General features: G+C 40.0%; 24 protein-coding genes. 11 read left to right on the forward strand and 13 right to left on the reverse strand.

The genetic code is table 11. The annotated features are described in order from the left end of the window. Positions 1 to 72: 72 nt before the first annotated feature. Both ftsH and rsfS read right to left on the reverse strand, forming a co-directional pair. Positions 73 to 2,109, reverse strand: a complete 2,037-nt coding sequence (gene ftsH, locus AAU57_RS05920) for an ATP-dependent zinc metalloprotease FtsH (RefSeq protein ID WP_055412042.1) — start codon at positions 2,107 to 2,109, stop codon at positions 73 to 75. A 15-nt stretch (positions 2,110 to 2,124) separates the two neighbouring features. After that, on the reverse strand, positions 2,125 to 2,496 hold the full coding sequence (rsfS, locus tag AAU57_RS05925; RefSeq protein ID WP_055412043.1) for a ribosome silencing factor: 372 nt from the start codon (positions 2,494 to 2,496) through the stop codon (positions 2,125 to 2,127). 78 nt (positions 2,497 to 2,574) lie between these two features. Between rsfS and AAU57_RS05930 the strand changes: the two genes are divergently transcribed. Then, the gene (locus AAU57_RS05930) at positions 2,575 to 3,288 is read left to right on the forward strand and encodes a biotin--[acetyl-CoA-carboxylase] ligase (protein WP_231717775.1); all 714 of its coding nucleotides are present in this window, start codon (positions 2,575 to 2,577) and stop codon (positions 3,286 to 3,288) included. Here the strand turns inward: AAU57_RS05930 and AAU57_RS05935 are convergent. Continuing rightward, a complete protein-coding gene (locus tag AAU57_RS05935; RefSeq protein WP_055412044.1) occupies positions 3,285 to 3,671 on the reverse strand; it encodes a hypothetical protein in 387 nt (128 codons plus the stop codon). The genes AAU57_RS05930 and AAU57_RS05935 overlap by 4 nt on opposite strands. A gap of 2 nt (positions 3,672 to 3,673) precedes the next feature. Continuing rightward, positions 3,674 to 4,324, reverse strand: a complete 651-nt coding sequence (pyrE, locus tag AAU57_RS05940; protein WP_055412045.1) for an orotate phosphoribosyltransferase — start codon at positions 4,322 to 4,324, stop codon at positions 3,674 to 3,676. Between pyrE and AAU57_RS05945 the strand changes: the two genes are divergently transcribed. Beyond that, entirely contained in the window at positions 4,323 to 4,922 is a 600-nt protein-coding gene (locus tag AAU57_RS05945; protein WP_082438558.1) for an NUDIX hydrolase, read from the forward strand. The genes pyrE and AAU57_RS05945 overlap by 2 nt on opposite strands. On the opposite strand, the gene AAU57_RS05950 is transcribed toward AAU57_RS05945, so the two are convergent. The 3 genes from AAU57_RS05950 to AAU57_RS05960 are packed head-to-tail and all read right to left on the reverse strand — an operon-like array spanning position 4,919 to position 8,105. Continuing rightward, positions 4,919 to 6,676: a M14 family metallopeptidase gene (locus tag AAU57_RS05950; RefSeq protein ID WP_055412046.1), complete on the reverse strand. Its 1,758-nt coding sequence runs from the start codon at positions 6,674 to 6,676 to the stop codon at positions 4,919 to 4,921. The genes AAU57_RS05945 and AAU57_RS05950 overlap by 4 nt on opposite strands. Continuing rightward, positions 6,673 to 7,128, reverse strand: a complete 456-nt coding sequence (gene coaD / locus AAU57_RS05955) for a pantetheine-phosphate adenylyltransferase (RefSeq protein ID WP_055412047.1) — start codon at positions 7,126 to 7,128, stop codon at positions 6,673 to 6,675. The genes AAU57_RS05950 and coaD overlap by 4 nt, the downstream gene beginning before the upstream one ends. Next, the gene (locus tag AAU57_RS05960; RefSeq protein ID WP_055412048.1) at positions 7,125 to 8,105 is read right to left on the reverse strand and encodes a D-alanine--D-alanine ligase; all 981 of its coding nucleotides are present in this window, start codon (positions 8,103 to 8,105) and stop codon (positions 7,125 to 7,127) included. The genes coaD and AAU57_RS05960 overlap by 4 nt, the downstream gene beginning before the upstream one ends. Positions 8,106 to 8,241: 136 nt before the next feature. Here AAU57_RS05960 and AAU57_RS05965 point away from each other — a divergent pair, with 136 nt between their 5' ends. The 6 genes from AAU57_RS05965 to AAU57_RS05990 all read left to right on the forward strand — a co-directional run bounded on the left by AAU57_RS05965 (position 8,242) and on the right by AAU57_RS05990 (position 13,435). Next, entirely contained in the window at positions 8,242 to 8,871 is a 630-nt protein-coding gene (locus tag AAU57_RS05965; protein WP_055412049.1) for a PASTA domain-containing protein, read from the forward strand. After that, on the forward strand, positions 8,864 to 9,898 hold the full coding sequence (locus AAU57_RS05970; RefSeq protein ID WP_055413689.1) for an RluA family pseudouridine synthase: 1,035 nt from the start codon (positions 8,864 to 8,866) through the stop codon (positions 9,896 to 9,898). The genes AAU57_RS05965 and AAU57_RS05970 overlap by 8 nt, the downstream gene beginning before the upstream one ends. Before the next feature lie 73 nt (positions 9,899 to 9,971). After that, entirely contained in the window at positions 9,972 to 10,733 is a 762-nt protein-coding gene (gene yaaA / locus AAU57_RS05975) for a peroxide stress protein YaaA (RefSeq protein WP_055412050.1), read from the forward strand. 11 nt (positions 10,734 to 10,744) lie between these two features. Further along, on the forward strand, positions 10,745 to 11,443 hold the full coding sequence (gene radC / locus AAU57_RS05980) for a RadC family protein (RefSeq protein WP_055412051.1): 699 nt from the start codon (positions 10,745 to 10,747) through the stop codon (positions 11,441 to 11,443). Further along, complete coding sequence (locus AAU57_RS05985) at positions 11,440 to 12,747, forward strand: DUF7033 domain-containing protein (RefSeq protein WP_231717776.1); 1,308 nt, start codon at positions 11,440 to 11,442, stop codon at positions 12,745 to 12,747. Before radC ends, AAU57_RS05985 begins: the two co-directional genes overlap by 4 nt. Next, on the forward strand, positions 12,740 to 13,435 hold the full coding sequence (locus AAU57_RS05990; protein WP_055412052.1) for a YjjG family noncanonical pyrimidine nucleotidase: 696 nt from the start codon (positions 12,740 to 12,742) through the stop codon (positions 13,433 to 13,435). Before AAU57_RS05985 ends, AAU57_RS05990 begins: the two co-directional genes overlap by 8 nt. Here AAU57_RS05990 and AAU57_RS05995 read toward each other — a convergent pair. Beyond that, positions 13,414 to 14,709, reverse strand: coding sequence for a replication-associated recombination protein A (locus AAU57_RS05995; RefSeq protein ID WP_055412053.1), 1,296 nt, complete (start codon positions 14,707 to 14,709; stop codon positions 13,414 to 13,416). The two genes, AAU57_RS05990 and AAU57_RS05995, sit on opposite strands and share 22 nt — an antisense overlap. 88 nt (positions 14,710 to 14,797) lie before the next feature. On the opposite strand from AAU57_RS05995, the gene AAU57_RS06000 reads away from it, so the two are divergent. Next, positions 14,798 to 15,478, forward strand: a complete 681-nt coding sequence (locus AAU57_RS06000) for a rhomboid family intramembrane serine protease (protein ID WP_055412054.1) — start codon at positions 14,798 to 14,800, stop codon at positions 15,476 to 15,478. A 2-nt stretch (positions 15,479 to 15,480) separates the two neighbouring features. Here the strand turns inward: AAU57_RS06000 and rlmB are convergent, their stop codons facing one another. The 5 genes from rlmB to AAU57_RS06025 form a co-directional block, all read right to left on the reverse strand. After that, complete coding sequence (gene rlmB, locus AAU57_RS06005; protein WP_055412055.1) at positions 15,481 to 16,212, reverse strand: 23S rRNA (guanosine(2251)-2'-O)-methyltransferase RlmB; 732 nt, start codon at positions 16,210 to 16,212, stop codon at positions 15,481 to 15,483. A gap of 93 nt (positions 16,213 to 16,305) precedes the next feature. After that, a complete protein-coding gene (locus AAU57_RS06010; RefSeq protein ID WP_055412056.1) occupies positions 16,306 to 17,157 on the reverse strand; it encodes a hypothetical protein in 852 nt (283 codons plus the stop codon). Positions 17,158 to 17,174: 17 nt separating this feature from the next. After that, on the reverse strand, positions 17,175 to 18,677 hold the full coding sequence (locus AAU57_RS06015; protein WP_055412057.1) for a RagB/SusD family nutrient uptake outer membrane protein: 1,503 nt from the start codon (positions 18,675 to 18,677) through the stop codon (positions 17,175 to 17,177). Between the two features lie 12 nt (positions 18,678 to 18,689). Further along, a complete protein-coding gene (locus AAU57_RS06020) occupies positions 18,690 to 21,740 on the reverse strand; it encodes a SusC/RagA family TonB-linked outer membrane protein (RefSeq protein WP_055412058.1) in 3,051 nt (1,016 codons plus the stop codon). A 117-nt stretch (positions 21,741 to 21,857) separates the two neighbouring features. Next, the gene (locus tag AAU57_RS06025) at positions 21,858 to 23,396 is read right to left on the reverse strand and encodes a hypothetical protein (protein ID WP_156340013.1); all 1,539 of its coding nucleotides are present in this window, start codon (positions 23,394 to 23,396) and stop codon (positions 21,858 to 21,860) included. Positions 23,397 to 23,674: 278 nt separating this feature from the next. Between AAU57_RS06025 and rpsL the strand changes: the two genes are divergently transcribed. Both rpsL and rpsG read left to right on the forward strand, forming a co-directional pair. Beyond that, the gene (gene rpsL / locus AAU57_RS06030) at positions 23,675 to 24,049 is read left to right on the forward strand and encodes a 30S ribosomal protein S12 (RefSeq protein WP_055412060.1); all 375 of its coding nucleotides are present in this window, start codon (positions 23,675 to 23,677) and stop codon (positions 24,047 to 24,049) included. Positions 24,050 to 24,103: 54 nt separating this feature from the next. Further along, positions 24,104 to 24,580, forward strand: a complete 477-nt coding sequence (rpsG, locus tag AAU57_RS06035; RefSeq protein ID WP_055412061.1) for a 30S ribosomal protein S7 — start codon at positions 24,104 to 24,106, stop codon at positions 24,578 to 24,580. Positions 24,581 to 24,582 lie beyond the last annotated feature (2 nt).

Below are 24,582 nucleotides of genomic sequence, written 5' to 3' on the forward strand. Positions count from 1 at the left end.
ATATGCCCATTGTTGATCTTACCTATAATAGCAGATTAATGTAAATATAGCTACTTATTTATGGAAGACAAACTATTCTTCCTCGCTTACGTCAGTTACTTCAGTAGTTTCTGGTGCAGCGATAGAACGACTTGAGGACTTTAAGGCTATGGGCTCTTCTTTTACAAAAGCACGTTTACCGAAAATCTTTTCAAGATCATCTTTGAAAATCACCTCTTTCTCAAGAAGTAACTCTGCAAGCTCCGTCAATTTATCCTTATTATCTGTCAATAATTTGATCGCTCGTTGATATTGCGCTTCAATGATCTTTGATATTTCCTCGTCAATAGTGACCGCAGTAGCCTCGCTATAAGGTTTGGTCATATTGTATTCTTGTTGACCGCTAGAATCGTAATAGGTAATATTACCTACTTTTTCATTTAGACCATAGATGGTTACCATGGCACGAGCTTGTTTAGTTACCTTTTCAAGGTCACTCAACGCACCAGTAGAAATATTGTCAAAAATGACTTTTTCAGCTGCGCGACCACCCATTGTAGCACACATTTCATCAAGCATTTGCTCTGGTCTCACGATCTGACGTTCTTCAGGTAGATACCAAGCAGCTCCCAATGATTGACCTCTAGGTACGATGGTTACTTTTACTAACGGTGCCGCATGCTCTGTCATCCAGCTTACTGTAGCATGTCCAGCCTCGTGATAGGCGATCGTTTTCTTCTCACTAGGTGTGATCAGTTTGTTCTTTTTCTCAAGTCCACCTACAATACGGTCTACCGCATCTAGGAAGTCTTGCTTGTCAACTGCTTTCTTTCCTTTACGTGCTGCGATAAGTGCCGCTTCATTACAAACGTTTGCAATGTCTGCACCACTAAATCCAGGCGTTTGTCTTGCTAAAAATTCGATATCAAGTTCGTTAGCAACCTTTTTGATAGGTCTCAAGTGTACTTCAAAAATTTCTTCACGTTCACGTACGTCTGGAAGATCTACATAGATCTGACGGTCAAAACGTCCAGCGCGCATTAACGCTTTGTCTAGAATATCACCACGGTTTGTTGCTGCAAGAACAATCACGTTGGTATTGGTTCCAAAACCATCCATCTCAGTCAACAGCTGGTTCAACGTGTTTTCTCTCTCGTCGTTTGACCCAGAGAAATTGGATTTTCCACGAGCACGACCTATGGCGTCAATCTCATCGATAAAAATGATGGCAGGACTTTTCTCTTTTGCCTGCTTGAATAGGTCACGTACACGACTGGCACCTACACCTACAAACATCTCGACAAAATCAGAACCACTCAATGAGAAGAATGGAACTTTTGCCTCACCAGCGACTGCTTTGGCCAGCAATGTTTTACCGGTTCCTGGGGAACCTATAAGAAGCGCACCTTTAGGAATCTTACCACCTAGACTGGTGTATTTTTCCGGATTTTTAAGGAAGTCAACAATTTCTTGAACTTCTTCTTTGGCACCTTCCAGTCCAGCAACATCTTTAAATGTCGTCTTTACATCGGTTTTTTGATCAAAAAGTTTTGCCTTGGATTTCCCTATGTTGAATATCTGTCCACCAGCGCCACCACCAGCACCGCCAGACATGCGTCGCATTAAGAATATCCAGATACCTATAATGATGATGAAAGGCAGCACGTTGATCAACAAGCTCCATAGACCATCATCTTCCGCATCAAATTTTAAAGTGGTTGATAAATCTTTTTCTGCAATGATTTCATCAATCTTGCGCTCAAAAATTTCAAGATCCCCATATTCAACACTGTATTGTGGAATATCACCACCAGCTAAAACACCGTCTTTAATGGCTTTGCTGTGTTTTTGAAGTTTCAAGGCTTCTTGGGTAAGAAAGACTCTAGCAATACTTCTGTTTTTGACAACTACCACCTTACTCACTTCACCATTCTCCAGATATTCAAAGAAATCATTAGGAGTAGTTACTTGCGGCGCCGTCAACTGGCTAGAAACAAAATTATAGCCTAGAAAAAGCAATATGATGGGTACCACGACCCACCATATACTGAACTTAGGTTTTTGATTAAGTGGCGAGCCCATTTTTTTAGGCGCCTTATTTTTTGGGTTACTATTATTATCCTGAGACATTAAGTTTTTTTGAAATTAGTAAGTACTCTCAATATTCGTGGTAACGGCATCGCCCCACAATCCTTCCAGATCATAGTATTCACGTATTTGTTTTTGAAAAACATGAACCACTACATCGACATAATCCATAAGCACCCATTCACCTTGAGACGCACCTTCAACATGCCAGGCATTTTCCTGAAGTTGCTTGCTTACCTTCCGTTGTACTGAATTTACTATGGCGTTTACTTGAGTATTTGAGGTACCATTGCAGATAATGAAATAGCTGGTTACCGTATTTTCAATTTCTCTCAAGTCTAGTATCGTGATATCATTTCCCTTTACATCTTCAATCCCAGCAACGATTTGCGAGATAAGAGCATCGGTAGAAACATTTTCTTTAATCATTAAAAATTTTTTGTATCCACAAATTTATTCTTTTTTTGAATGTCCTTGAAAATAAGGTCCTTCAAACTTATCCTATTTGTGTCCTTTCAATTAGTCAAAATACATGCCACTGAGTCCACTAACGAGGATTTGAAAGTTCGCTTTCGCGAAAGCGAACCGCCACAACTCACCACGCTATATACAAACCACCAGATGGCCGGCAAAGGTCAAATGGGAGCAAAGTGGCTTTCAGAACCACGTAAAAACCTGACATTCAGTATATTGATATCTGATCTACTTGATGGTTTAACAGATTTTGAAATCAATAAATGGGTGGCCGTTACAGTAGTAGAGTGGTTGCGTCAAAAATTACAAATACAGGCAGTTATAAAATGGCCCAACGACATCCTGTCAGTAAATCATAAGCTAGGCGGGATTCTAATCGAAAACATCTTACAAAATGGCAAGCGCCAGGCGACCATCATAGGTATAGGTTTAAACATCAATCAAACAGATTTTCAGGAGCTGCCTAAGGCAATTTCCCTAAAACAGATCACTGGTAAATCTTGGGATCTGGAAGGTTTGCTTATCGACTTTATGACTTTTTTGGAAAATAGTATTCAATCGCCACAGGAATCTATCGATAGATATGAATCGCTACTTTTCAAATTGGGTCGCAAGACGACGTTTCAATGTCAAAATGAGGTATTCGAAGCACTAGTTCAAGGTGTGACCCCAGATGGTAAACTAAGACTATCCGTCAAAGGAACTGAAAAAACCTACGGACTAAAGGAAGTCTTCTGGATCTACTAGAGTTTCTCGATACCGTTAGCAAGTTGCTCCAAGAACTTATTGATAGGTCCTTTGATCATCATTGCCATCATGGCATTAAAATCTCCTTGAAAAAACAGTTGTGCTGCGGCACCTTGAGGATCTTCTTCAATGTCTGCCGTTAATGTGAACGACAATTTATCACTTAGTGAACCCAGTACAACCTTTGAATATGGAGTAGATTCTTTAAGTGTTAGCTTAATTTCTGGCATGCCTTTGAGGCCAAACAGGAATTTGTCTTCTCCTAACAGTTCAAATTTTGCATCATCAGGCAAGAGGTGTTTGAAATTCTCTACTTGGGTCAGAAAATTATAAAGTTCTTCTGGTGATTTTTGTGTTTTGGCAACACGGCTTTCTAGATTCATAATTAGGAGTTACTGTTGTTCCAGTTGCTGGGATCTTTTCTCCAGCTGGTGAGTAATTCAAGAGTCTTACTGTCAAAGTGACCTTGTTTGGTAGCTACTTCTATCAAGTGGTTGTAGTCGCTCAAAACCGTGAGTTCCATACGGGCATCTTCAAAGTTTTGAACAGCAAAGTCAAATCCATAGGAGAAAAGAGCGACCATGCCTTTAATTTCTGCACCAGCATCTTTTAAAGCGGTGGCAGCATTAAGGCTGCTCATTCCAGTACTGATCAGATCCTCTACGATCACAACCTTTTGCCCTTTATTAAGTTGCCCTTCTACCTGATTTTGACGACCGTGTTTTTTTGCTTCTGGCCGTACATAGATAAAAGGTAGGTTCATATAATCTGCTACCAGCATACCTATACCTATGGCGCCTGTGGCAACACCAGCGATCACATCTGGTTTGCCGTAAAGGTGTTCAATTTGGGAAGCTAGATGTTCTCTAAGATAATTGCGAACGCTAGGATAGGAGAGCGTGATGCGATTGTCACAGTAGATAGGAGATTTCCAACCACTGGCCCATGTGAAAGGTTTTTGTGGTTGTAATTTTATTGCCTTTATTTGCAACAGCAATTCAGCAGTTTTTATCCCAACGTTTTTATCTCTGACCATGCCGCAAATGTATAAAGTTTTTGTCAAAGACATCGCGGTTATCGTGACCTCTGACAGGGATCTTTTTCCTGATCATGATGCTTTCAATCTCAAAACGGTCAATTTCAAAAAGTTGATCAAGGCCATCAAGAAAAATAAAGTGGAGCGACCTTTACTTTACTCTAAGAATGAAGACAAGCTGCTCAAACGTTTGCACAAAAAAATACCACTCGTACTGGCCGCAGGCGGCCTGGTAAAAAACCAAAAAGGCGAGTACCTATTCATTCACCGTAATGGAAAATGGGACTTGCCTAAAGGAAAGACCGAGAAAAACGAGAGCATGGAAGCCACGGCTCTTCGGGAAGTAGAGGAAGAAACTGGTGTAGAAAATCTTTCCATCAACAATTATATAGGGCCTACCTACCATGTGTTTTCACGCAATAACAAGTACAGGCTTAAACTGACACACTGGTATGCCATGACCACCGATTATACCGGTCAACTGGTTCCACAAGACAAAGAAGGTATTGATCAGGCCGTATGGCTCAATGATGAGCAAGCTCGTGAATCACTGGAACAGAGTTATGCCAATATCAAAGACGTATTTCTCAACGATTAATTCAATCGATAGATAGGATACGTAAGGTGCGCCGGTTCATAATTGGGAGACCTTTTATGAAGCCATGACAACTGGGCACCATTGCTGGCGGCAAAACGAGCATCGGCACGCTTGAGTGAGTCAAATTCTCTTTTAAGTTGTTCATTTTCATCCAGCATCTTTTTTGCCGTAGCTTCAAAAACATAGGCAGAGTAACCTTCTTTTTGCTGTAGTATCGTATCGAAGAAATTCCACTTAAAAAAAGAGTCAGACATAACGGGCTCTAGCGTTTCTAAAATGTATTTGATTCCAGGTTGTGCCGTAGGTATGATGATATCGCTTTCGCGAAAGCGAACTTTCCCAACCTTCTCACTAACAACAATATTGCTATGCGGGTAGTGACCTTCATAGGCGTTGCTGGCCGTGTCATAACTTTCTATTTTGTAGGTTCCTACCGTAAAGGTGCTATCCTTTTCCAGAGGTTTCATGATCACATTGTTGAGTCTCAATAGATCCAACACTTCCCATTGACCCTGCGGGATCACATAATATTCAGGAACGCGAATGGAGTCTGTCGCCTTGAAATAGTTTTGAAAAGCCGTTTTCTTGCTAAATGGCTGTTTCCTATCATAAGTCTGTAATTTGTTTCCCGTCAAATCACTTACCTCGTTGATCGCTTCATAGCCCAAAAAGTTAAGCGTATCGGCCTTAGTTTGATCCAACTCAAAGCTGGAAGCATAAAACGGATTCTCTTGAAAATCCTTGAAGTTTGACTTTCTAACTTCTTTGATTTTTTTGATGTCCCTGCTGCCTATGGCAATCATTTCTTCCATGATCGCCTTGGTTCCCACCACCCTATCTTTATAGGGTTTCAACATGTGTGTTTCTACCATCATTCCCAGCACGTTCCACAGCGAAGTGTATCCCGTAGAATATCTGGGATAATCCACAAACTGGCTAAAGCCGTCTTCTGGCGATTGATTGAAAACGTTTACATAAGGTGTAATAGGTAGCGATCTCTTTTCAAGCGCTTTTTCCAGTGTAGGTTGCAGACTGTCATGCAGATAATCTCCTGCAGCTCCGCCCAATCGATTGTGCTGTGTAAAAAGATGAGTCAGGGTATATTGATAGTCTGCACCATTGCTCACATGGTTGTCAATAAAAAGATCTGGTTTGATTTTATGGAATGCAGTGGCAAAGGCTCTGGCATTGCGACTGTCTGCCTTTATAAAATCACGATTGAGGTCGTAGTTTCTCGCGTTTCCTCTAAAACCATAAGATTCTGGGCCGTTTTGGTTCGTTCTTGTGGTAGAGTTTCGGTTTAGGGAACCACCTATGTTGTAAATCGCGACAGAGCTAAAGATGACGTTGTCGTCTACTTTTAAGTTGCCTGTGGCAAGGTCTCGCATCAACATCATGGTGGCATCAATACCATCGCTTTCTCCTGGATGTATACCATTATTGATCATGATCTTGATACGATCCTCGTTAGGAGAATCCCAATCTATGCTTTTATTGGAATAGTGTACGACGTGAAGTGGTTTACCGGCATCTGTATTGCCCACTTCTTCTATCGTGATGGTGCTAAAACCTGCGGCCAGCTGCTGGTAAAAATCAATACATTCTTGATAGGTAGCGGTTTGGTTGCCATTACCTTTTTCAAAAGGAGTAAGATATTCTGTATCTGTGGTTGTAGTAGCTGAATTGGTGTCATTCGACGTGTCCTTACAACTTAAAACTGCAAAAGCGATGGCTAGTAAATAGGTTTTTCTCATTTTTTCTCTACGGTATTAGGGACAAGTAGTTTGTAATCACCATTGTTGCGCATCACATCACGTACGATGGAAGATGATATGTAACTGGTACGCACACTGGTGAGTAGAAACACGGTTTCTATCTCGCTTAATAATCTATTGGTATGGCCTATAGCTTTTTCAAATTCAAAATCGGCAGGATTGCGTAGGCCTCTTAGAATGAAATTGGCTTCATGTTTCTTACAAAAGTCCACCGTTAGTCCTGAGTAGGTCATGACCTTGATCTTAGGCTCATTTTTATAAAGTTCTTCTATAAACGCAACACGTTGATCCAATTCAAACATGTATTTCTTGTCTGCATTGATACCTATAGCGATGATAATCTCGTCAAAAAGATTCAATCCACGATTGATGATATCGCTGTGCCCTAAGGTTATGGGATCAAAACTTCCCGGGAAAACGGCTCTTCTCATTTCTTGTGGTTTTTTATGGTGTCTTCAATAATGGCAGTCAGTACGGTACTAAGTTCTTTACCTGCAGCCCTGATTTGTTGTGGGATGATGCTCTCGCGACTCATCCCAGGATTGGTATTGATTTCTATAAAATGCGGTGTTCCTTCATGGAATATGAAGTCTGCCCTTGCAATTCCCTTTAATTTCAAAATGCTGTAAATGCGTTTGCTTAATTCTTGAACCGCCAGTGTGGCAGACTCTGTGAGTCGTGCTGGCGTGATTTCCTGGGCTTTACCCATATACTTTGCCTCATAGTCAAAGAAGTCGTTTTCGCTCACGATTTCAGTTGGAGGTAAAGAATGAACGGTGTCACCTATTTGATATATGCCTACAGATACTTCCATTCCATCCAGGAAGGATTCAATGATGATTTCATCGTCCACTGCAAATGCGGTTTGTAACGCTTTCGCGAAAGCGGAAACCTCATAGACTTTTGAAACGCCAAAACTACTACCACTGCGATTTGCCTTTACAAAACAGGGCAGACCTACCACTTCTACAATATGATCAAAATTAACGTCTTCACCTTCATTAAGATACAAATGCCTGCCGGTATGGATGCTCCAGGGTTTTAACACCGCAATACAATCCCTTTTATTAAAAGTAATGGCAGATTGATAGGAGTCGCAAGAAGTTTGCGGCATGTCAAGAAGCTCCAGATAAGCCTGGAAAATACCGTCCTCGCCTGGCGTACCATGTATCGTATTGTAAACCGCATCAAAATTGATACGCTCGCCATCAACATTTACTGTAAAATCATTTTTATCAATGTCATAGGTGTTGTTTTCGGTCTTGAGAAACCATCTATTTTTTTCAATAATTATGGGAAACCCCTTGAATAATTTAGGATCTAGATTTTCCATAATGACGTGACCGCTCTTGATGGAAATTTCTTTCTCACTGGAATAGCCGCCCATGATGACTGCGATGTTTCTCATAAAGTACTCTTGAATTGGAGAGGTACAACAAAGTTACGAAAGGTGTCGTTCTTAGTTAGATCATACATTCTTATCTTTGAGACTTATTTTAATCCCTAATTTGAGGCCTTGTGCTTCAAGATGAAACGCCTGATTTATGAATTTTTTGCAGTTCATGTTTACCAAGACTTTTTGGGTTCAAATGTTGCTTGCCGTCTTATTGGTGGTGGTTTTGTGTTTTGGTTATCTCTACTGGCTGGACTGGCATACCAATCACGGTCAACAAATCACCGTTCCAGATCTTTCCCGCAAGAGTTTGTCAGAGGCTGATGAAATATTGGAAGAACTGGATCTGCGCCGTCATATCATTGACAGTGCCAGCTTCAATCCTGATTTCCCACCTAGATCAGTGATCGAACAAAATCCCAAGGCTGGTTTATTTGTTAAAGAAAATAGACAGATATACATCAAGCTCAATCCTTCTGGTTATGGAAAGGTGTTGGTGCCTAACGTAGTTTTCAAAACTAAACGTCAAGCCATACCTACACTAGAAGCCCTAGGATTTAAAATAGGTGACATTACTTACAAACAGAACATCGCTAAGGATATGGTGCTTGAAATCAAGCATAAAGGTGAGAATCTAGAATCTGGAACGCAGCTGCGCAAGGCATCAGTCATTGATCTGGTCCTAGGCGATGGAACTAGAGAAGGTCAGGAATATGAAGAAGAATCTCAGGATATCGAAGATGAGAATATCGATGTAGAAGCTGTTGAAGATGATGCTTAATAGCTATGATGAGGACATGGATGAGGATAATCTCCATGAACATTACCATTTTGTTGCGAGTGCTGGTCAGGTACCTTTAAGGATTGATAAATTCTTGATGAATTTTATCGAGAATTCCACACGCAATAAAATCCAGAGTGCGATCAAGGACGGATCTGTAAGGGTCAACGGCGATATTGTAAAATCCAATTATAAGGTAAAACCAGAGGACGATATCAAGGTACTATTGAATCATCCACCGCACGAGAACCTGCTGGTGGCAGAAAATATACCGTTAGATATTGTTTATGAAGATGACACACTTGTTGTAGTCAACAAACCAGCAGGAATGGTGGTTCATCCAGGTCACGGTAATTATTCAGGTACTTTGATCAATGCACTTATTTATCACTTTGAGAACTTACCCAATAATTCAAGTGAACGTCCAGGTTTGGTCCACAGGATTGACAAGGACACCAGTGGCTTGTTAGTGGTTGCCAAGACAGAACACGCCATGTCTTACTTATCAGCCCAGTTTGCTGCCAAAACCAGTGAGCGTGAATATGTGGCCATCGCTTGGGGAAACTTTGTAGAACCAAAGGGAACAGTCGAAGGTAACATAGGCAGGCATCCTAAAAACAGATTACAGAACACCGTCTGGGAAGGCGATGATAGCGATAAAGGGAAACCTGCGGTAACGCATTATGAGGTCCTCGAGGATTTGGGATATGTTTCTGTCATTAAATGTAAACTGGAAACGGGTCGCACGCACCAGATTAGGGTACACCTCAAGCATATAGGTCATACCTTGTTTAATGATGAGCGTTATGGTGGTGATCGCATTTTAAAAGGGACCAACTTTACCAAATACAAACAGTTTGTAGATAACTGTTTTAAAGTGCTGCCCAGACAGGCGCTACACGCCAAAACATTAGGCTTTGAACATCCAGTTACTAAGGAATGGATGAGTTTCTCAAGTGATATTCCAGAAGATATGGCAGCCTGCATTGAAAAATGGCGCAGTTATGCCAGTCATGCGCACTTATAGTAATTCAAACTAGCAGAATAGTGTAGTTATTTTTTGGCCTTCAATCCTTATTTTAGAGGTTTAAAACATTTCTATGAAGATTCTACTTTCGCCAGCAAAAACTTTGGATTATGAAACAAAGCTTCCTACAACAAGAGGAACTCAACCTGTTTTTGTAGAAGAAGCGGTACAGATCAACGCCAAGCTGGAGCGTCAGTCCAAAAAAGACATTCAGGATCTTATGGGTATTTCTGAAAATCTAGCAGATCTCAATTACCAGCGATACAAGGATTTTAAGGAAGAACATGACAAATCTGTTGCGAGGCCTGCGATTTATGCCTTTGCAGGTGACGTGTATTCTGGATTTGACGCCTACTCTTTAGATACCCAACTTTTAGACGCTGCGCAAGATCGTATTAGAATTCTATCTGGTATGTATGGAGTGTTGAGACCTTTGGACCTGCTGCAACCTTATCGTTTGGAAATGGGAACCAAGCTTCCCATAGAACGAAATAAAGATCTCTACGAATTCTGGAAAGACAAAATTACACCACGCCTTAATGATGAGATGGAAGATGATGAATTGCTGGTAAACCTAGCCAGCAATGAATATTTCAAGGCAGTTGATAAGAAGAATCAGAAAGGCAAGCTTATAAGTCCCATTTTCAAGGATTATAAAAATGGTAAACTTAAAGTGATCGCTTTTTATGCCAAAAAAGCCAGAGGAACGATGGCAAGATTTCTTGTGGAACAAAAGGCCAATAGCCTGGAAGACATTTTGAAATTTAGTGGAGACGATTATAAATACAGCGAGAAGGATACCGTTAAGGAGAACGAACCAGTCTTCACAAGATAGGTCATTAAGATATGGCGACACCGCGATCTTACATATCCATAAAGGACTGGTCAGAAAGTGATCGCCCTAGAGAAAAATTGCTACAACAAGGCAGCAGGAGCTTGACAGATGCAGAGCTTCTTGCGATTCTTTTGGGTAGCGGGACCGTTTCTATGAGTGCTGTAGAGTTGAGCAGAAACATCTTGAGCGATGCAGGACAGTCACTGCAACAGTTAGGGAAGAAGACGCTCAAAGAGCTCATGGTTCATAAAGGAATAGGAGAGGCTAAAGCCATTACCATCGCTGCAGCCATGGAACTAGGAAGACGCAGGGCTATGGAGATGCCTGCCCAAGTAGTCAAGATCACATCCTCGCAAGACGCGTTCAAGGTATTGCAGCCCATTATAGGCGAGCTACCTCATGAAGAGTTCTGGGTATTGTTGCTGGACAACAGTAATAAAGTTTTGGAGAAACATCAGGTAAGCAAAGGCGGCATCACCGCAACCCATGTAGATCATCGGTTGTTGTTTAAGCAAGCCATAGCTGCTGGTGCCGTGGCCATTATAATCGCACACAATCATCCCAGCGGCACGCTCAAGCCCAGTAAACCAGATCAAGATATCACGCGCAAGATCAAAACGGCTGGTGATACACTCGACATAAAAGTATTGGATCATTTGATCGTTACGCAAGAAAACTACTATAGCTTTGCAGATAACCAGCTCCTATGATACTCATTTATTGTCCTGACCTAACTTCTAGAAAGCAATATATTTTCAAGCACATCTTCCGCAGGATGTTGGAAGTGGAGTATGAGATCACTGGAGAGCTCAACGTGTTTGTGGGTCATGAGGGAACTAAATTTTCTTATGGAGACAAACCATTAGGTGAGGAAACTTTTATCTGGTCTAATGGTTTATTAAGCGAGCACGGTATTGACGATCATGACATCGACATTATACAATGGGATGATTTACCGGCATTTTTCCAGGCACCAGAAAGGAGCGATGTTCCTTTCGATATTTTTGCGGCATCGTTTTACCTTATCACAAGGTATGAGGAATATTTCCCGCAGGTAAAAGATGATTTGGGAAGATACAGTCCTTACGAGAGTATCGCCTATAAGTATGATTTTTTGCGAGAGCCGCTCATAGATCTTTGGATCAAGAAATTTTCTCAAGTAGTGTTGAAGCAGGATTTTAAATCGCTTTCGCGAAAGCGAACTCCCAAAAGAACTGTCGCCATAGAAGTAGCTACCTTCAATAAATACAGAAAAAGAGGACTTATTGTCAATGCGACCCTTTTCTCACGACACGTGCGCAATTTACGACTCAACCGCGCCTGGAAGCAGATCAAAACCTTGCTCAATTTACGCGAAGATCCCTATGACAACAGTGATGATATCCTGGTACCTATCAAGAAAATAAGGTTTGATAGGTCTCGAGATAGAAAAAATCGTGCGGACATGGTTTTCTTCTTCCATTTGGGGAATTATAATGATTTCAACACAGGTGTTACCTACAAGAGCAAAAGCTATGTTGAGGCGATCAAACATATTGCAGACTATGTAAAAGTAGGTTTACGCTTCTCATCAAACACATCCAGTGATGATGTGTATCAAGAAGAAAAACGCTTTGAGGAACTGGTAAAAAGACCATTACAGCACACCATGGCGGCAAATTCCAAAATAAGTATGCCAGGACACTACAAGCTGCTGGTAGATACAAAAACCATGGAGGATTATAGCATGGGTTATGTGGCAGAGCCTGGTTTTAGAGCCTCCACAAGCCTGCCTTTTTATTTCTATGATCTGGATTATGAGGTGCAAACGCCTTTGCTTATCCATCCGTATTGTTTGCATTATAACACGATGGCATTGCAAACGCGCAGTGGCCAGCAATCCATATTGAAAGAAATACAGGAAGTGGTCGACAACGTGCATGGAAACTTTATCGTACAGTTTCATTATGAACATTTTGACCGTGACATCAAGAGTCACGCGTTGGAAATATTAGAATCTATAATAGATGAGTAACTTTAAGGGAATCAAGCACGTTTTTTTTGATCTGGATCACACTTTGTGGGATTTTGACCGAAACAGCAAAATGGCCTATGCACAGATCTTTGAAGAAGAACAGATAGGCCTGGATCTCGAAAAGTTTATCGAGGTGTACCAGCCTTTGAATTTGCAATATTGGAAACGCTTTCGCGAAAGCGAGATGTCCAAAGAAGAGTTGAGGTACCGCAGACTCAAGGATACTTTTGATGCCTGTGATTTTAGTGTGGCAGACGATCACATCAACAAAATGGCAGATATGTATCTGGAGTACTTGCCTAATCATAATCATTTGTTTCCCAATTGTACGCCGTTGTTAGACACCCTTAAGGATCAATTTGAGTTGCACATCATCACCAATGGCTTTGATGAGGTTCAAGCAAGAAAAATGCAGAACTCTGGGCTATCGCCTTATTTTAAATATGTGCTCACAGCTGAAACGGCTGGTGTGAAAAAACCGGATCCAGCTATTTTTGAGCGCGCTTTGAAAGATACAGGTGCAACCATCGGCAACAGCGTAATGATAGGAGATAGCCATGAGGCAGATATTTTGGGCGCTCGCAAGATCGGTTTGCGTACCATTTGGTTCACAGATACCGCTCATCATACCCATGATGAGATCGCGGTAAGTGATCTTAAGCAGATTCACTCCTTGCTGCTGCCGTAATTGTAATGTTTGCCCCAGCGTTTTTCCAGAAATTCTCGCTGTGATTTCTCTCTTGGATTGTTTCCTGGTTCAAACAGGGTAGTGCCGCTAATTTCTTTAGGCAAAAATTCATTGAAGGCAAAGTTGCCACTGAAGTCGTGAGCGTATTTGTAGTCATCGCCGTAGCCCAATTCTTTCATCAATTTAGTTTGTGAATTACGCAAACCTAATGGAACCGATAAATCACCAGTTTGCTTCACTATTTTTTGTGCATTCCCAATGGCGAGATAGGAGGCATTGCTTTTGATGCTAGTTGCAAGATAAATGGCGCATTGACTTAATATGATTCTCGATTCTGGATAGCCTATAGTACTCACGGCTTGAAAGGTATTGTTAGCCATTATTAGTGCTGTAGGATTGGCATTTCCAATATCCTCGCTGGCCAGGATCAACATGCGTCGTGCAATAAATTTGAGATCTTCTCCACCTTCTATCATTCTAGCGAGCCAGTATACAGATGCGTTAGGATCGCTACCTCTTATGCTTTTTATGAATGCACTTATGATATCATAGTGTTGCTCACCGGTTTTGTCATATCTGGCAGGATTGGAACTCACTTGATCCAGTACCATTTCGTTGGTAATGGTGATCATTGGATCGTTTTGGGAGTTGATAACCAGCTCAAAAATATTAAGGAGTTTACGGGCATCACCACCACTAATTCTCAAAAGTGCATCTGTTTCTTGGAGCTCGATCTGTTTTTCCTTAAGGTATTTGTCTGTGGTCAACGCTCGATGAAGTAGTTGAACCAGTTCATCTTTAGAGAAGGCATCAAGCACGTAAACCTGACAGCGGCTCAACAGAGCAGGAATCACCTCAAAACTTGGGTTTTCGGTAGTTGCACCTATTAATGTAATCCAGCCGCGTTCTACAGCACCTAGTAGCGAATCTTGTTGCGATTTACTAAACCTGTGGATCTCGTCTATAAATAAAATCGGATTCTTTTGGGTAAATATTCCACCAGCATTTTTAGCTTTATCAATTACCTCTCGTATGTCTTTAACGCCACTATTGATTGCGCTAAGCTTATAAAAAGGTCGTTGGGATTCTTGCGCTATTATTTCTGCCAGTGTTGTTTTACCCGTACCAGGTGGTCCCCATAAAATAAAGGAAGGAATGGTACCATTGAGAATATGATTTCTTAACGCACCCTTTTCACCGACAAGGTGCGATTGGCTTAAGTATTCTGTGAGATTAGTAGGTCGTATTCGTTCCGCTAAAGGTATTTGTGTCATGATACGATGGTTTCTTATAATGGTATATGTTCCTATGACAATATTACGGCTCTTGTCACAAAGGCTAGGTTATTGATTTCACAGATCTATGAACAACAATGTATCCACATTTGAGATGAAGTGGTTGATGAAGCCTATCATATTCGTGTTCCTGATGTGGCTTGCATTCTGGATCGAGATGCGATTCCATACAGATTTTACAAAATACGGTCTTCGGCCTAGAACTCTGGAAGGTATCCTTGGTGTTTTTACAAGTCCGTTCATTCATTCAGGTTTTTCCCATCTATGGAGTAATACTGCGCCTATCGCCGTACTATTATTTTTCCTGAGTCTATTCTATTATAAGTGGAGTTCTAAAGTGCTTATATATGGGATTTTGATGAGCGGTATATTGACATGGCTCATCGGTAGAGATTCATACCATATAGGTGCTAGCGGTATCGTTTACTTTTTAGCCAGTTTCATTTTCTTCAAAGGAATATTTCTCAATAACTACCGCCAAATTGCCGCCAGTTTGATTGTCGTTTTTTTGTATGGTAGCCTTGTGTGGTACATGCTGCCTATCAAACCCAATATGTCTTGGGAAGGTCATTTAAGCGGTGCCGTTGCCGGTTTGATACTTGCCATATTTCTAAAGGTAAACATCCCGAAAGAAAAGCCTTTTGCAAAGGTGAATCAGAAAGTATTATCGGATGAGGAAGATTGGTTCCTGCAACAATTTGATGAAGATGGAAACTTCTCACCGATTCCTGTTGATGAAGAAGAGTAGGTCTATTGTCTTTGACGCACCGCTTCATACAACATCGCTCCACATGCTACAGATACATTTAGAGACGCTATCTTACCTAGCATAGGTAATTTAAAAGTATCATCTAATGTTTTTAGGGTAGAAGGATTGATACCTCGATCTTCAGAACCCATTACTATGGCAATAGGTTTTTTAAGCTCAGTATCAAAAATCGATTTTACGGCTTTTTCAGAAGCCCCAATAGTGGCTATTCCATAAGCTTGCATTAGGTATATCGCATCCTTAAGGTGATTCACCTTGCTCATTGGGATGTTGAAAACTGCACCAGCGCTTGTTTTTACAACCACTCCATTAACAGGAGCTGATCCTTTTTCAGACAATATAATTGCAGATACACCAGTGCATTCTGCCGTACGAATAATGGCACCAAAATTACCAACGTCTGTGATACCGTCAAGTAATAGAAATACGGGATTTGTTTCCAGATCGGTAGCTTCTAAAACTTCCTGAAGATTTTGGTAGGAAATAGGGGAAAGGACCGCTACGGCACCTTGATGATTTTCCTTAGTAAGTTTATAAAGCTTTTCTTCTGGAACAAAGGATGTCACTATCCCTGCTTTTTTAGCAGCAAACTTCAGCTGATTGAATAGCACTCCATTTCCTTCCTTCAGAAAGTAAATCTTTGAGATTTCTTCTCCACTTTCTATAGCTTCCAAAATCGGCCTAAGACCGTGAATTTGTTGTTTTGATTCCATAAGGCAAAGATAAACGAACTATCAAAAGTTTCTACCAACAAAAAACCCGTCTAGAAGTTCTAGACGGGTTTTGGATAAACATTAAAAGATTTGCTAAACCTTAGTTGCTAGTATTGTCGCTGTATTTCCAGGACCACAGTCTTCGGTAGTATCTTGGCGCAATGATATGGTGAATTGAGAATCATCATTAGGATCATATTCACTGAAATCAACTGCAGGATCAGTCGTTGGACCTAAAAACAATTGAACACTACAACCATTTCCAGTTCCCTGATCCACAAATCGAATTTTGTTACAAACAAAATTCATTCTGTAAGTACGGTCAGGAAAAGCATTAAACGGTGCATAATCAGATACAAATTGTCTTTGAAGGTTGTTATCGGCATTCGTAAGTGTGATAATTTCACCTGGCTCAAATACAGTACTATTTGGTGGTGCAAAATAGCCGCCACTCAATTGTGTAAGTTGATAATCACCAGTGAAAGCCGTGTTGTCTACAGGACAAACTTGAAATACATTGACGGTTACACGTTGATTTGTGAAATTATCAGCTGCATTAGGTGAACTTAATTCCAAAACTAATGGACGAGCATCTACCTCAACGTCTCCGTTTATGTCTGTACCAGTAATCGTTAAATCACCTTCATAAGACCCAGCTGGTATAGTAACCGTGTTGGGAACTGATACTGATCCAGCCACTACATCAGTAGCTTCATCAACAATTGATACATTATAGGTGCGATCTACATCTGAAAGAGAAGAAGCTTCAACAGGAATAGTTACCGCTCCATCAGAGTTAATCGTAATAGGTAGATCTACTGTTGTTACTTCAAAACTAAGTAAAGTCTCCCTATTGCTTCCATCGTATATAACATCTACATCTTCATTATCACAGGATACTACAGCCATGACTGCAGTTAATCCAAAAATTATAAGTTTTCTCATTTTTTTAATTTTTAAAATTAATATCCAGGATTTTGTTGAATTGTTGTATTCACTCTAGTTTCATTTAGAGGAATTGGTAATGCGTTCAAACGGAAATCACTGAAAGGTAAATCACAAACTGATGATGGGTAAAGGGTACAATCGGTTTCATTTCTGTCATACCCTTGGTTAGCTAATTCACCAATTCTTTTGATATCGATGTAACGATGACCTTCTGCAAACAATTCAATTTTACGTTCTTCCAAGATACCTGCAAAAGCTTGTTGCTGCGTTGTATATGCAGGAGCCGCAGTTTGAGTTGTATATCTTGCATCTTGAATTATCTTCAACTGTCGCCCTACTTCCACAAAGTTGCTTGCATTCGCTGCTGCTTCAGCAAGTATAAAATGCATCTCAACAACTCTCATTACTTTAAGGTCGTTCGTATAACCAGCTATCAAACCGTTTAGGGTTGGGTCACCAGGATACTTATCTACAACAAGTACATCTGCATTACGTGGATCAAGTTCACTGTCATAATCATCAGAAATTACAGAAGTTGGGTCAATAAAGACAGGTCTTCTAATATCGCCGAAAGCGTCAAAATCTGCTTGTAACGAGTTAAACAGGTTACGGCTCATCTCATAATTAACTGCCCCTTCAAAATCGCTCCTGTTAGTGTTGAATATTTGACCTGGTCTAGCAGTCGTATTCAACGTTTGCTCTAATTTGAAAATGATTTCATTTTCTCCAGATCCAGGTAGATCCTGCCAGATCGCTCTATAATCTTCCTCACTCGCCGTTGCTGGTAATGTATAGTCTGCTAATACAGAGTTGGCTGCCGCTACCGCAGTTGGGTAATCTCTATTATATAGTGCCATTCTAGCTCTAAGTGCTCTTACAAATCGAGCGTCAATGAACGTTTGACTCGCAGTCGTTCCTGCGGAAACGAATAAATCTTCGGCTTGCTGCAGGTCATTATAAATGAATTCCAAAGTTTCTCCGACTGTATTTCTAGGTAGAACAGTAGTTTGGGCAGGAACGAAATCCAAGTTAATAACTCCTAATGATGAGTTATCTGCTAAGTCTTCTGCGAAATAGCTCAACAATTTACTATGAGCATAGGCTCTGATGGTTAAAGCTTCAGCTATCGCTTCATTATATAAAGCTTGCTCATCAGCATCAGCTGGCTCAATGTTTTCTGCAGCGTCTAAAAGAACGTTTGCATCCAAAATTGCCCCATAATTATTTACCCATATGGTACTGACAATATCTGTCGTCTCATTCAGGTTATATTGGTGCAATGATCCACCACTACCACCTACACGGCCAGCGGCTGCTTCATCTGTAAAAATTGCTGTGAATGCAATTTCGTTATCAGTGTTAACACCAGAGTAAACACCTAAAACACCTGTCTTCAAATCGTCGACATTTGCAAAGGCATTAGCTGCCAGAAGTTCTCCTGGCTGTATAATTTCAGTAGCGTCCTCACAAGCAAATGTGAGGGCTACCGCTGCAATTAATGTTACTATTTTTTTCATCTTTTTCTTTTTTTAAAAATTAATATCAACACCTAGTGAAACTATTCGTGATGTAGGATATCTGTTTTGGTCGATATTGCTAGGTCTTTCTGGGTCACTACCTCTCCATTTAGTGAATGTCAATAGATTCTCAGCATTAGCATAAATTCTCGCAGAATTAATGAAAGATTTCTCAACTAACGACTGAGGCAAATTATAACCGAATTGAAGGAAACGCAATCTCAAGAAATCTGACTCTCTTAAGAAACGGTCTGTGTTAATACCGTTAGCCGCAAGGTTAGTAGCATTAATAGCTGGAATATCAGTAATACGATTATCTGGAGTCCAAGCTCTCTCAAAAGCACTACTTACCTGATACAGACCAATATTATCTGGATCTAAATAATCAGCAGCTTGCAAGTCAAATCTATCGATACCAGTCATATAGACAAAGTCCGCAGAAAGGAAGAAGTTTTTAAAACTTAGGTTAGTACCAAAACCTCCTTGGAAATCTGGTGTAAAGCTAGTGCCAGTATGTCTGCGATCTTCAGCGGTAATGTTTTCAGTAATGTTACCATCAATATCTTCAAATAATAAATTACCATTAGCTGGGTTTACTCCAATGTATGGTACTACGAAGTATTCGCTAATTTGTCTTCCAATTTCAATAACAGTACCTGAACCAGTATTGTCTTGTCTTCCATCTGGTAAGTCAACGAAAGTCACTTCATTCTCGTTGTAGGCAACGTTGGCATACACGCTCATTGCAAAATCACCATCCTTCTCAGCACGAATCAAGTCGTAATTAGCCCCTAATTCAATACCTCGGTTATATAGATCACCAATATTTGCTGTAGTTGAGTATACACCGTTAATACCCGATACGAAAGTGTCAAAGAATAAATCTGTTGTCTCTCTATCATAAAGTTCTAACGAACCTCTTAATCTATTATCAAACAAACCAAATTCTAATCCAATATTTAATGTGGATACATTCTCCCATTTCAAATCTGGGTTAGCAAGTACATTTGATCTTACGAAAGTTTGAGTGTCGTTATAACCTGTACCTGTAACGAAGAGCTGTCTAATATTACTTAGACCTGCGTAATAACCTCCTGCTATTCGATCGTTACCTGTTACACCATAGCTTACTCTTAACTTTAAGTTATTTACAACATCAGAGTCTGCTAGGAAGGCTTCTTTATGGATATTCCATCTACCTGCAACGGAGTAGAATGTTCCGTAGGCGTTGTCATCTGTAAATCGGAAAGATGCATCACGTCTAAGAGTTCCCGTAAATCCATACTTCTCGTCATAGTCGTAATCTACTTCACCAAAATAGGAGAATAGCCCAACGGTATTTTTGTTAGATCCAACAGTAGGAACGTAAATGTCGTCTGCACCACCATCTTGTAGGTAACCTGCGCCATCTCCAAATGCAAATGTTCTAGGATCTAGACCATTTTGGTTGTAGTTGAAGGATTTCAATTCACCTTTTACATATTCAACATATGCATTGGCAAGAACTCTGTGTTTTTTCTGAGCTTCAGTTCCGCTACCAAATCTTTTTTCCCATCCTAAATTTAGGTTAGAATTAAAACGAAAATCTCTTAGGAAACTTTCACTTTGATCACCTTCTAACTGACCGGCACCTCTAATCAATGAAAGCGCTGACGTTGGTGGGTTAGCTCTAATTCCTATGACGTTTTGATAATCTACCCCTAAGCGGTAACGTAATGTAAATTCGTCCGAAAGATCATAAGCAAAATCACCACCTAGTATAAGCTTTAATTCATCATCGCGATTGATGTTTTGAAGGTTATTGTCAATAACAACGAATGGAGATAATTGAATTCCATTGAAATAGCTTAACAATGAGGCTGGGTCTTGTCTATAGTCTGCTGGATCTAGATACGGTCTTGCATTAAAGGCCGCTTGGATAGAACTAAAATAGATAAAGTTGTTTCTTCCATTAGTCGTTTCTGTTTGAGACTCATTTTTTGAGTAACCCATCAAAGCGTTTGTGGAATATCTAAACTTACCGTTTTCTGATTTACCAGTGATATTAGTTCTAAAGTTAAACCTTTGGATACCAGTGTTAATCAAAGTACCTTCTTGATTAGTATAGTTTAATGATGTAAACTGAGTAGAATTTTCGCCACCTGAAGTCAAACTAAGGTTATGCGATTGATTTACACCTGTTCTGAAAAAGTAATCTTGAAAACTTTGACTAACTGTAAAATTATCAATTTCAGCATCGGTAAGTGATTGACCTAATCCTGTGTTTTGTCTTCTTTCTAACCTTAAGTAACCAGATGCATCATAAAGATCATAATCTCTTTCTATAAAACTTGAGAAAGAAGTTGTACCGTTATAGCTGATACGCAATGGAGAGTTGAATTTACCACCTTTAGTCGTTATGATGATAACACCATTAGCACCTCTGTTACCGTAAATCGCTGTAGCTGCAGCATCTTTAAGCACAGTAGTGGACTCAACGTCATTTGGGTTAAATGATCTAAAAGTATCCTCATCAACAGGTACACCATCAACAATGATCAAAGGTTCAGTATTTCCATTTATGGAGCTGGCACCACGCAATTGTATTGTTGAGTTAGCGCCAGGTTGACCTGTTCCTGTTTGTACGATTAATCCAGGCACCTGCCCTTGTAATCGTTGCAGAATGGACGCGTTGGGTCTGTCTTGAGTGTCTTCACCAGAAACCGTAGTAGCCGCTACGTTGCTAGTCGCTGAACTGGCAGATCTATATGCTTGTACAACTACTGCATCAAGAGAAGTTGAAAGAGTAGTGTTAATCGTGGTTTGATTTCCCACCACCTTCTCTACACTGTCATAACCACTAAAGGAAAATACCAGGGTATCTTCTGAGTTTGCTGAAATGGTATAATTACCATCAAAATCTGTTGTGGTAGCGTTTGAACTACCTTTTACCAGTACCGTTGCTCCAAGTATAGGAGCTCCTTCTGGGTCAGTTACCTTACCGGTAACCGTTTGCTGCGCAAAAGCTACTTGCACAACTAACGCTAGTAAAAGCGTCAAAATTCCATTTAATTTTGTTTTCATGTTTAGATTTATTTGAATTAGCCAGCGCCAAAAGTGCCAAAAAACAGTTAATAAAACAACTTTTCAGGACTAATTTATGGAATTATTTAAGGGCAGCTTAACAATAAGGTAACTTTACTAAAATAATATAGTAAAATTTAGATGGGCTATAGTGTTGGAAATGCTTTCATTAGAACTTAAAAATCGTCCGTTAGCGACCTCCAGTCTTAGGATTCCTGCTTGAGTTAGTATTCCGAATCCTGCACCAAACGAGTATAAAAATTGAGGTTTTCTCTGTATATAATCTTCAAAAACGCCACCGTCGTTCAATAAGTTGATGTAAAACCGGTCGTTGAAACTGTATCTAAAGTCAGTTTGCAGTAAGGTGTATGCCGCTGTATCGATGCTATTTTGATTAAATCCTCTAATTGTCTTGATTCCACCTATTTGTGTCAATTCGTTAAATTGCAATCGTTCCGTTTTCAAAAGGTGTGCATTTATACTTGTTTTTAAGCTCAACTTATTCAATAACGGCCAGAGATTTTCAAACGACAAGTCCATTGAATATTGACCATTGGACTGATTTTCCAAATTTCTATGGTAATAGCCCATGCCTAACAAAAAGCTCAGGGTTTCTGGTTGAAGCGTGTTTGCGGAATTCCCTCCATAAGTTAATTGTGTTGCAACACCGCGTGTTTGAAAGTTGTTTACATTGATCAGATTGTTTTCCTCAGTAGAGGATTTGCTGTAATAATTCAGTTGCGTGTTCCAGCTGCCCAAAAATTGGTAACTCAATCCTGCCACAAAACTTGAGTTTTGATAAATAGAATCCCTTCTCGTTATATCAAGGCTACTTGTAATTCCTATTCGTTCAAATAATAAGGATGGAACATTTAGTTGTAACGAGATATTAGTTTGATCATTATTATCATTGCGATACTCAAAGTCAAATCGCTCTCCACGATTAAAATTATTAATCAGACTGGCATCGACAAACCCATTTATATTCAGTTTTCCATCCTCATCAGTATTGAAACCAATCAACCCATCGGCTTTATTCGCATTTTTTTTTCTTAAGTAAACGTAAAGTAGGGTGCTGTCTTTTTTAAAAAGAGCTTCTGGCTCTTTGATGCTTTCCAAGTATTTCAAATTTGCCAACCTCGTCGAGAGGCGATTTACATTTTTGCTGTTAAGTTTTGTATGGTTGGCTACAAGATTTTCGATAACATTTCTTGGGTACTTTGGGTATCCATTCACAATAATTCTGTCAATTTGCCGCTGCTCGATATTTTTCACCTCATAAAATAAGGTGGCCGTGTCTTGCTTGGTGAAATTCCAACGGTTGATAATGACTTCTGCAAAAGGAGAACCTTGATTGTTGTATTTTTTTTGAACTGCTTCAAGTTCTTCAAGAAATTTATCTGGTGTTGTTTTTTTAGGTCGCTTTCGCGAAAGCGAACTCTCCATTATTATTCCATTTTCCATGTTATCATCTTCCTTCATGATGATTGTCGTGAAAGGTTTGTTGAGAACGATACTTAACTGGTTGGTGTTTTTTCTTAATGTGTCCGCAATGATTAGATTGAGGTAGCCTTTACGGATCAAATTGATTTTAATGCTATCTAATCGCCGGCTGGAGATCTGATTTTCTGTTTTCTTTAGAAAAATAGTATCCATCGGCTGTATCGATTGTGCATCTGGTAATAAGAATATTTGGGTGTGATCTGTTTGCGCAAAAAGACCAATGCTAAAAAGTATATATATAATAAGGACTGATTTCTTTATCAAGGGAATCTCTATTTAGCTTATGCCGCAAAAATGGGATTACTAATCTTTTTAAGATTATGTCAAAAAAAGTTATGGTAAAAACTTGGAAATGAGATTTGAATAAGTAAATATTATTCATACCTTTGCCGACCCTAAAATAGGGGATTAATTTATTAGCGTAAAACAATATGCCAACGATTTCACAATTAGTACGTAAAGGAAGGTCCAAAATAACCAAGAAGAGCAAATCGGCTGCTTTAGATTCTTGTCCTCAACGTCGTGGAGTTTGTACTCGTGTTTACACTACTACACCTAAGAAACCTAACTCAGCAATGAGAAAGGTGGCACGTGTAAGACTTACCAATGGTAAGGAAGTGAATGCATACATTCCAGGAGAAGGACACAATCTACAAGAGCACTCGATAGTATTGGTTAGAGGTGGAAGGGTAAAGGATTTACCAGGAGTTAGATACCACATCGTTCGTGGGGCGCTGGACACCGCAGGTGTTGCAGATCGCACGCAACGTAGGTCTAAGTATGGTGCAAAACGCCCTAAGAAGTAATTAACTTTTAGTGTTCACAATGTGGGCATCTAATAACAAACTCAAAGAGAAGAAATGAGAAAAAGACAGGCAAAAAAACGCCCGATCCTTCCAGATCCGCGTTTCAATGACCAGCTAGTGACTCGATTTGTCAACATGATGATGTTGCATGGTAAGAAGTCAGTAGCATTTAAAATTTTCTATGATGCGATGGATATCGTTGAAGAGAAAAACCAAGATGAGGAAAAGACTTCACTTGAAATATGGAAAGATGCGTTATCAAACGTAATGCCTCACGTAGAGGTGCGTAGCCGTCGTGTAGGTGGTGCGACTTTCCAGATTCCAATGCAAATACGTCCAGATAGAAAGATTTCAACCGCAATGAAATGGTTGATAAGCTATTCTAGAAAGCGTAATGAGAAGTCTTTCTCCCAAAAACTGGCTGCTGAAGTCCTTGCCGCGGCAAAGGAAGAAGGTGCAGCAGTTAAGAAGAAAACAGATACTCATAAAATGGCAGAAGCCAATAAGGCATTCTCACACTTTAGATTCTAAAA

This window comes from Nonlabens sp. YIK11 (assembly GCF_001413925.1).
In the GTDB taxonomy this organism is placed as follows: Bacteria; Bacteroidota; Bacteroidia; order Flavobacteriales; family Flavobacteriaceae; genus Nonlabens.

What these genes read in the sequence shown, in the direction of transcription:
- ftsH (WP_055412042.1), bottom strand. Translation starts at nt 2,109, where the DNA reads ATGTCTCAGGATAATAATAGTAACCCAAAAAATAAGGCGCCTAAAAAA.
- rsfS (WP_055412043.1), bottom strand. Translation starts at nt 2,496, where the DNA reads ATGATTAAAGAAAATGTTTCTACCGATGCTCTTATCTCGCAAATCGTT.
- AAU57_RS05935 (WP_055412044.1), bottom strand. Translation starts at nt 3,671, where the DNA reads ATGAATCTAGAAAGCCGTGTTGCCAAAACACAAAAATCACCAGAAGAA.
- AAU57_RS05945 (WP_082438558.1), top strand. Translation starts at nt 4,323, where the DNA reads ATGCCGCAAATGTATAAAGTTTTTGTCAAAGACATCGCGGTTATCGTG.
- pyrE (WP_055412045.1), bottom strand. Translation starts at nt 4,324, where the DNA reads ATGGTCAGAGATAAAAACGTTGGGATAAAAACTGCTGAATTGCTGTTG.
- AAU57_RS05950 (WP_055412046.1), bottom strand. Translation starts at nt 6,676, where the DNA reads ATGAGAAAAACCTATTTACTAGCCATCGCTTTTGCAGTTTTAAGTTGT.
- coaD (WP_055412047.1), bottom strand. Translation starts at nt 7,128, where the DNA reads ATGAGAAGAGCCGTTTTCCCGGGAAGTTTTGATCCCATAACCTTAGGG.
- AAU57_RS05960 (WP_055412048.1), bottom strand. Translation starts at nt 8,105, where the DNA reads ATGAGAAACATCGCAGTCATCATGGGCGGCTATTCCAGTGAGAAAGAA.
- AAU57_RS05965 (WP_055412049.1), top strand. Translation starts at nt 8,242, where the DNA reads ATGAATTTTTTGCAGTTCATGTTTACCAAGACTTTTTGGGTTCAAATG.
- AAU57_RS05970 (WP_055413689.1), top strand. Translation starts at nt 8,864, where the DNA reads ATGCTTAATAGCTATGATGAGGACATGGATGAGGATAATCTCCATGAA.
- yaaA (WP_055412050.1), top strand. Translation starts at nt 9,972, where the DNA reads ATGAAGATTCTACTTTCGCCAGCAAAAACTTTGGATTATGAAACAAAG.
- radC (WP_055412051.1), top strand. Translation starts at nt 10,745, where the DNA reads ATGGCGACACCGCGATCTTACATATCCATAAAGGACTGGTCAGAAAGT.
- AAU57_RS05985 (WP_231717776.1), top strand. Translation starts at nt 11,440, where the DNA reads ATGATACTCATTTATTGTCCTGACCTAACTTCTAGAAAGCAATATATT.
- AAU57_RS05990 (WP_055412052.1), top strand. Translation starts at nt 12,740, where the DNA reads ATGAGTAACTTTAAGGGAATCAAGCACGTTTTTTTTGATCTGGATCAC.
- AAU57_RS05995 (WP_055412053.1), bottom strand. Translation starts at nt 14,709, where the DNA reads ATGACACAAATACCTTTAGCGGAACGAATACGACCTACTAATCTCACA.
- AAU57_RS06000 (WP_055412054.1), top strand. Translation starts at nt 14,798, where the DNA reads ATGAACAACAATGTATCCACATTTGAGATGAAGTGGTTGATGAAGCCT.
- rlmB (WP_055412055.1), bottom strand. Translation starts at nt 16,212, where the DNA reads ATGGAATCAAAACAACAAATTCACGGTCTTAGGCCGATTTTGGAAGCT.
- AAU57_RS06010 (WP_055412056.1), bottom strand. Translation starts at nt 17,157, where the DNA reads ATGAGAAAACTTATAATTTTTGGATTAACTGCAGTCATGGCTGTAGTA.
- AAU57_RS06015 (WP_055412057.1), bottom strand. Translation starts at nt 18,677, where the DNA reads ATGAAAAAAATAGTAACATTAATTGCAGCGGTAGCCCTCACATTTGCT.
- AAU57_RS06020 (WP_055412058.1), bottom strand. Translation starts at nt 21,740, where the DNA reads ATGAAAACAAAATTAAATGGAATTTTGACGCTTTTACTAGCGTTAGTT.
- AAU57_RS06025 (WP_156340013.1), bottom strand. Translation starts at nt 23,396, where the DNA reads ATGGATACTATTTTTCTAAAGAAAACAGAAAATCAGATCTCCAGCCGG.
- rpsL (WP_055412060.1), top strand. Translation starts at nt 23,675, where the DNA reads ATGCCAACGATTTCACAATTAGTACGTAAAGGAAGGTCCAAAATAACC.
- rpsG (WP_055412061.1), top strand. Translation starts at nt 24,104, where the DNA reads ATGAGAAAAAGACAGGCAAAAAAACGCCCGATCCTTCCAGATCCGCGT.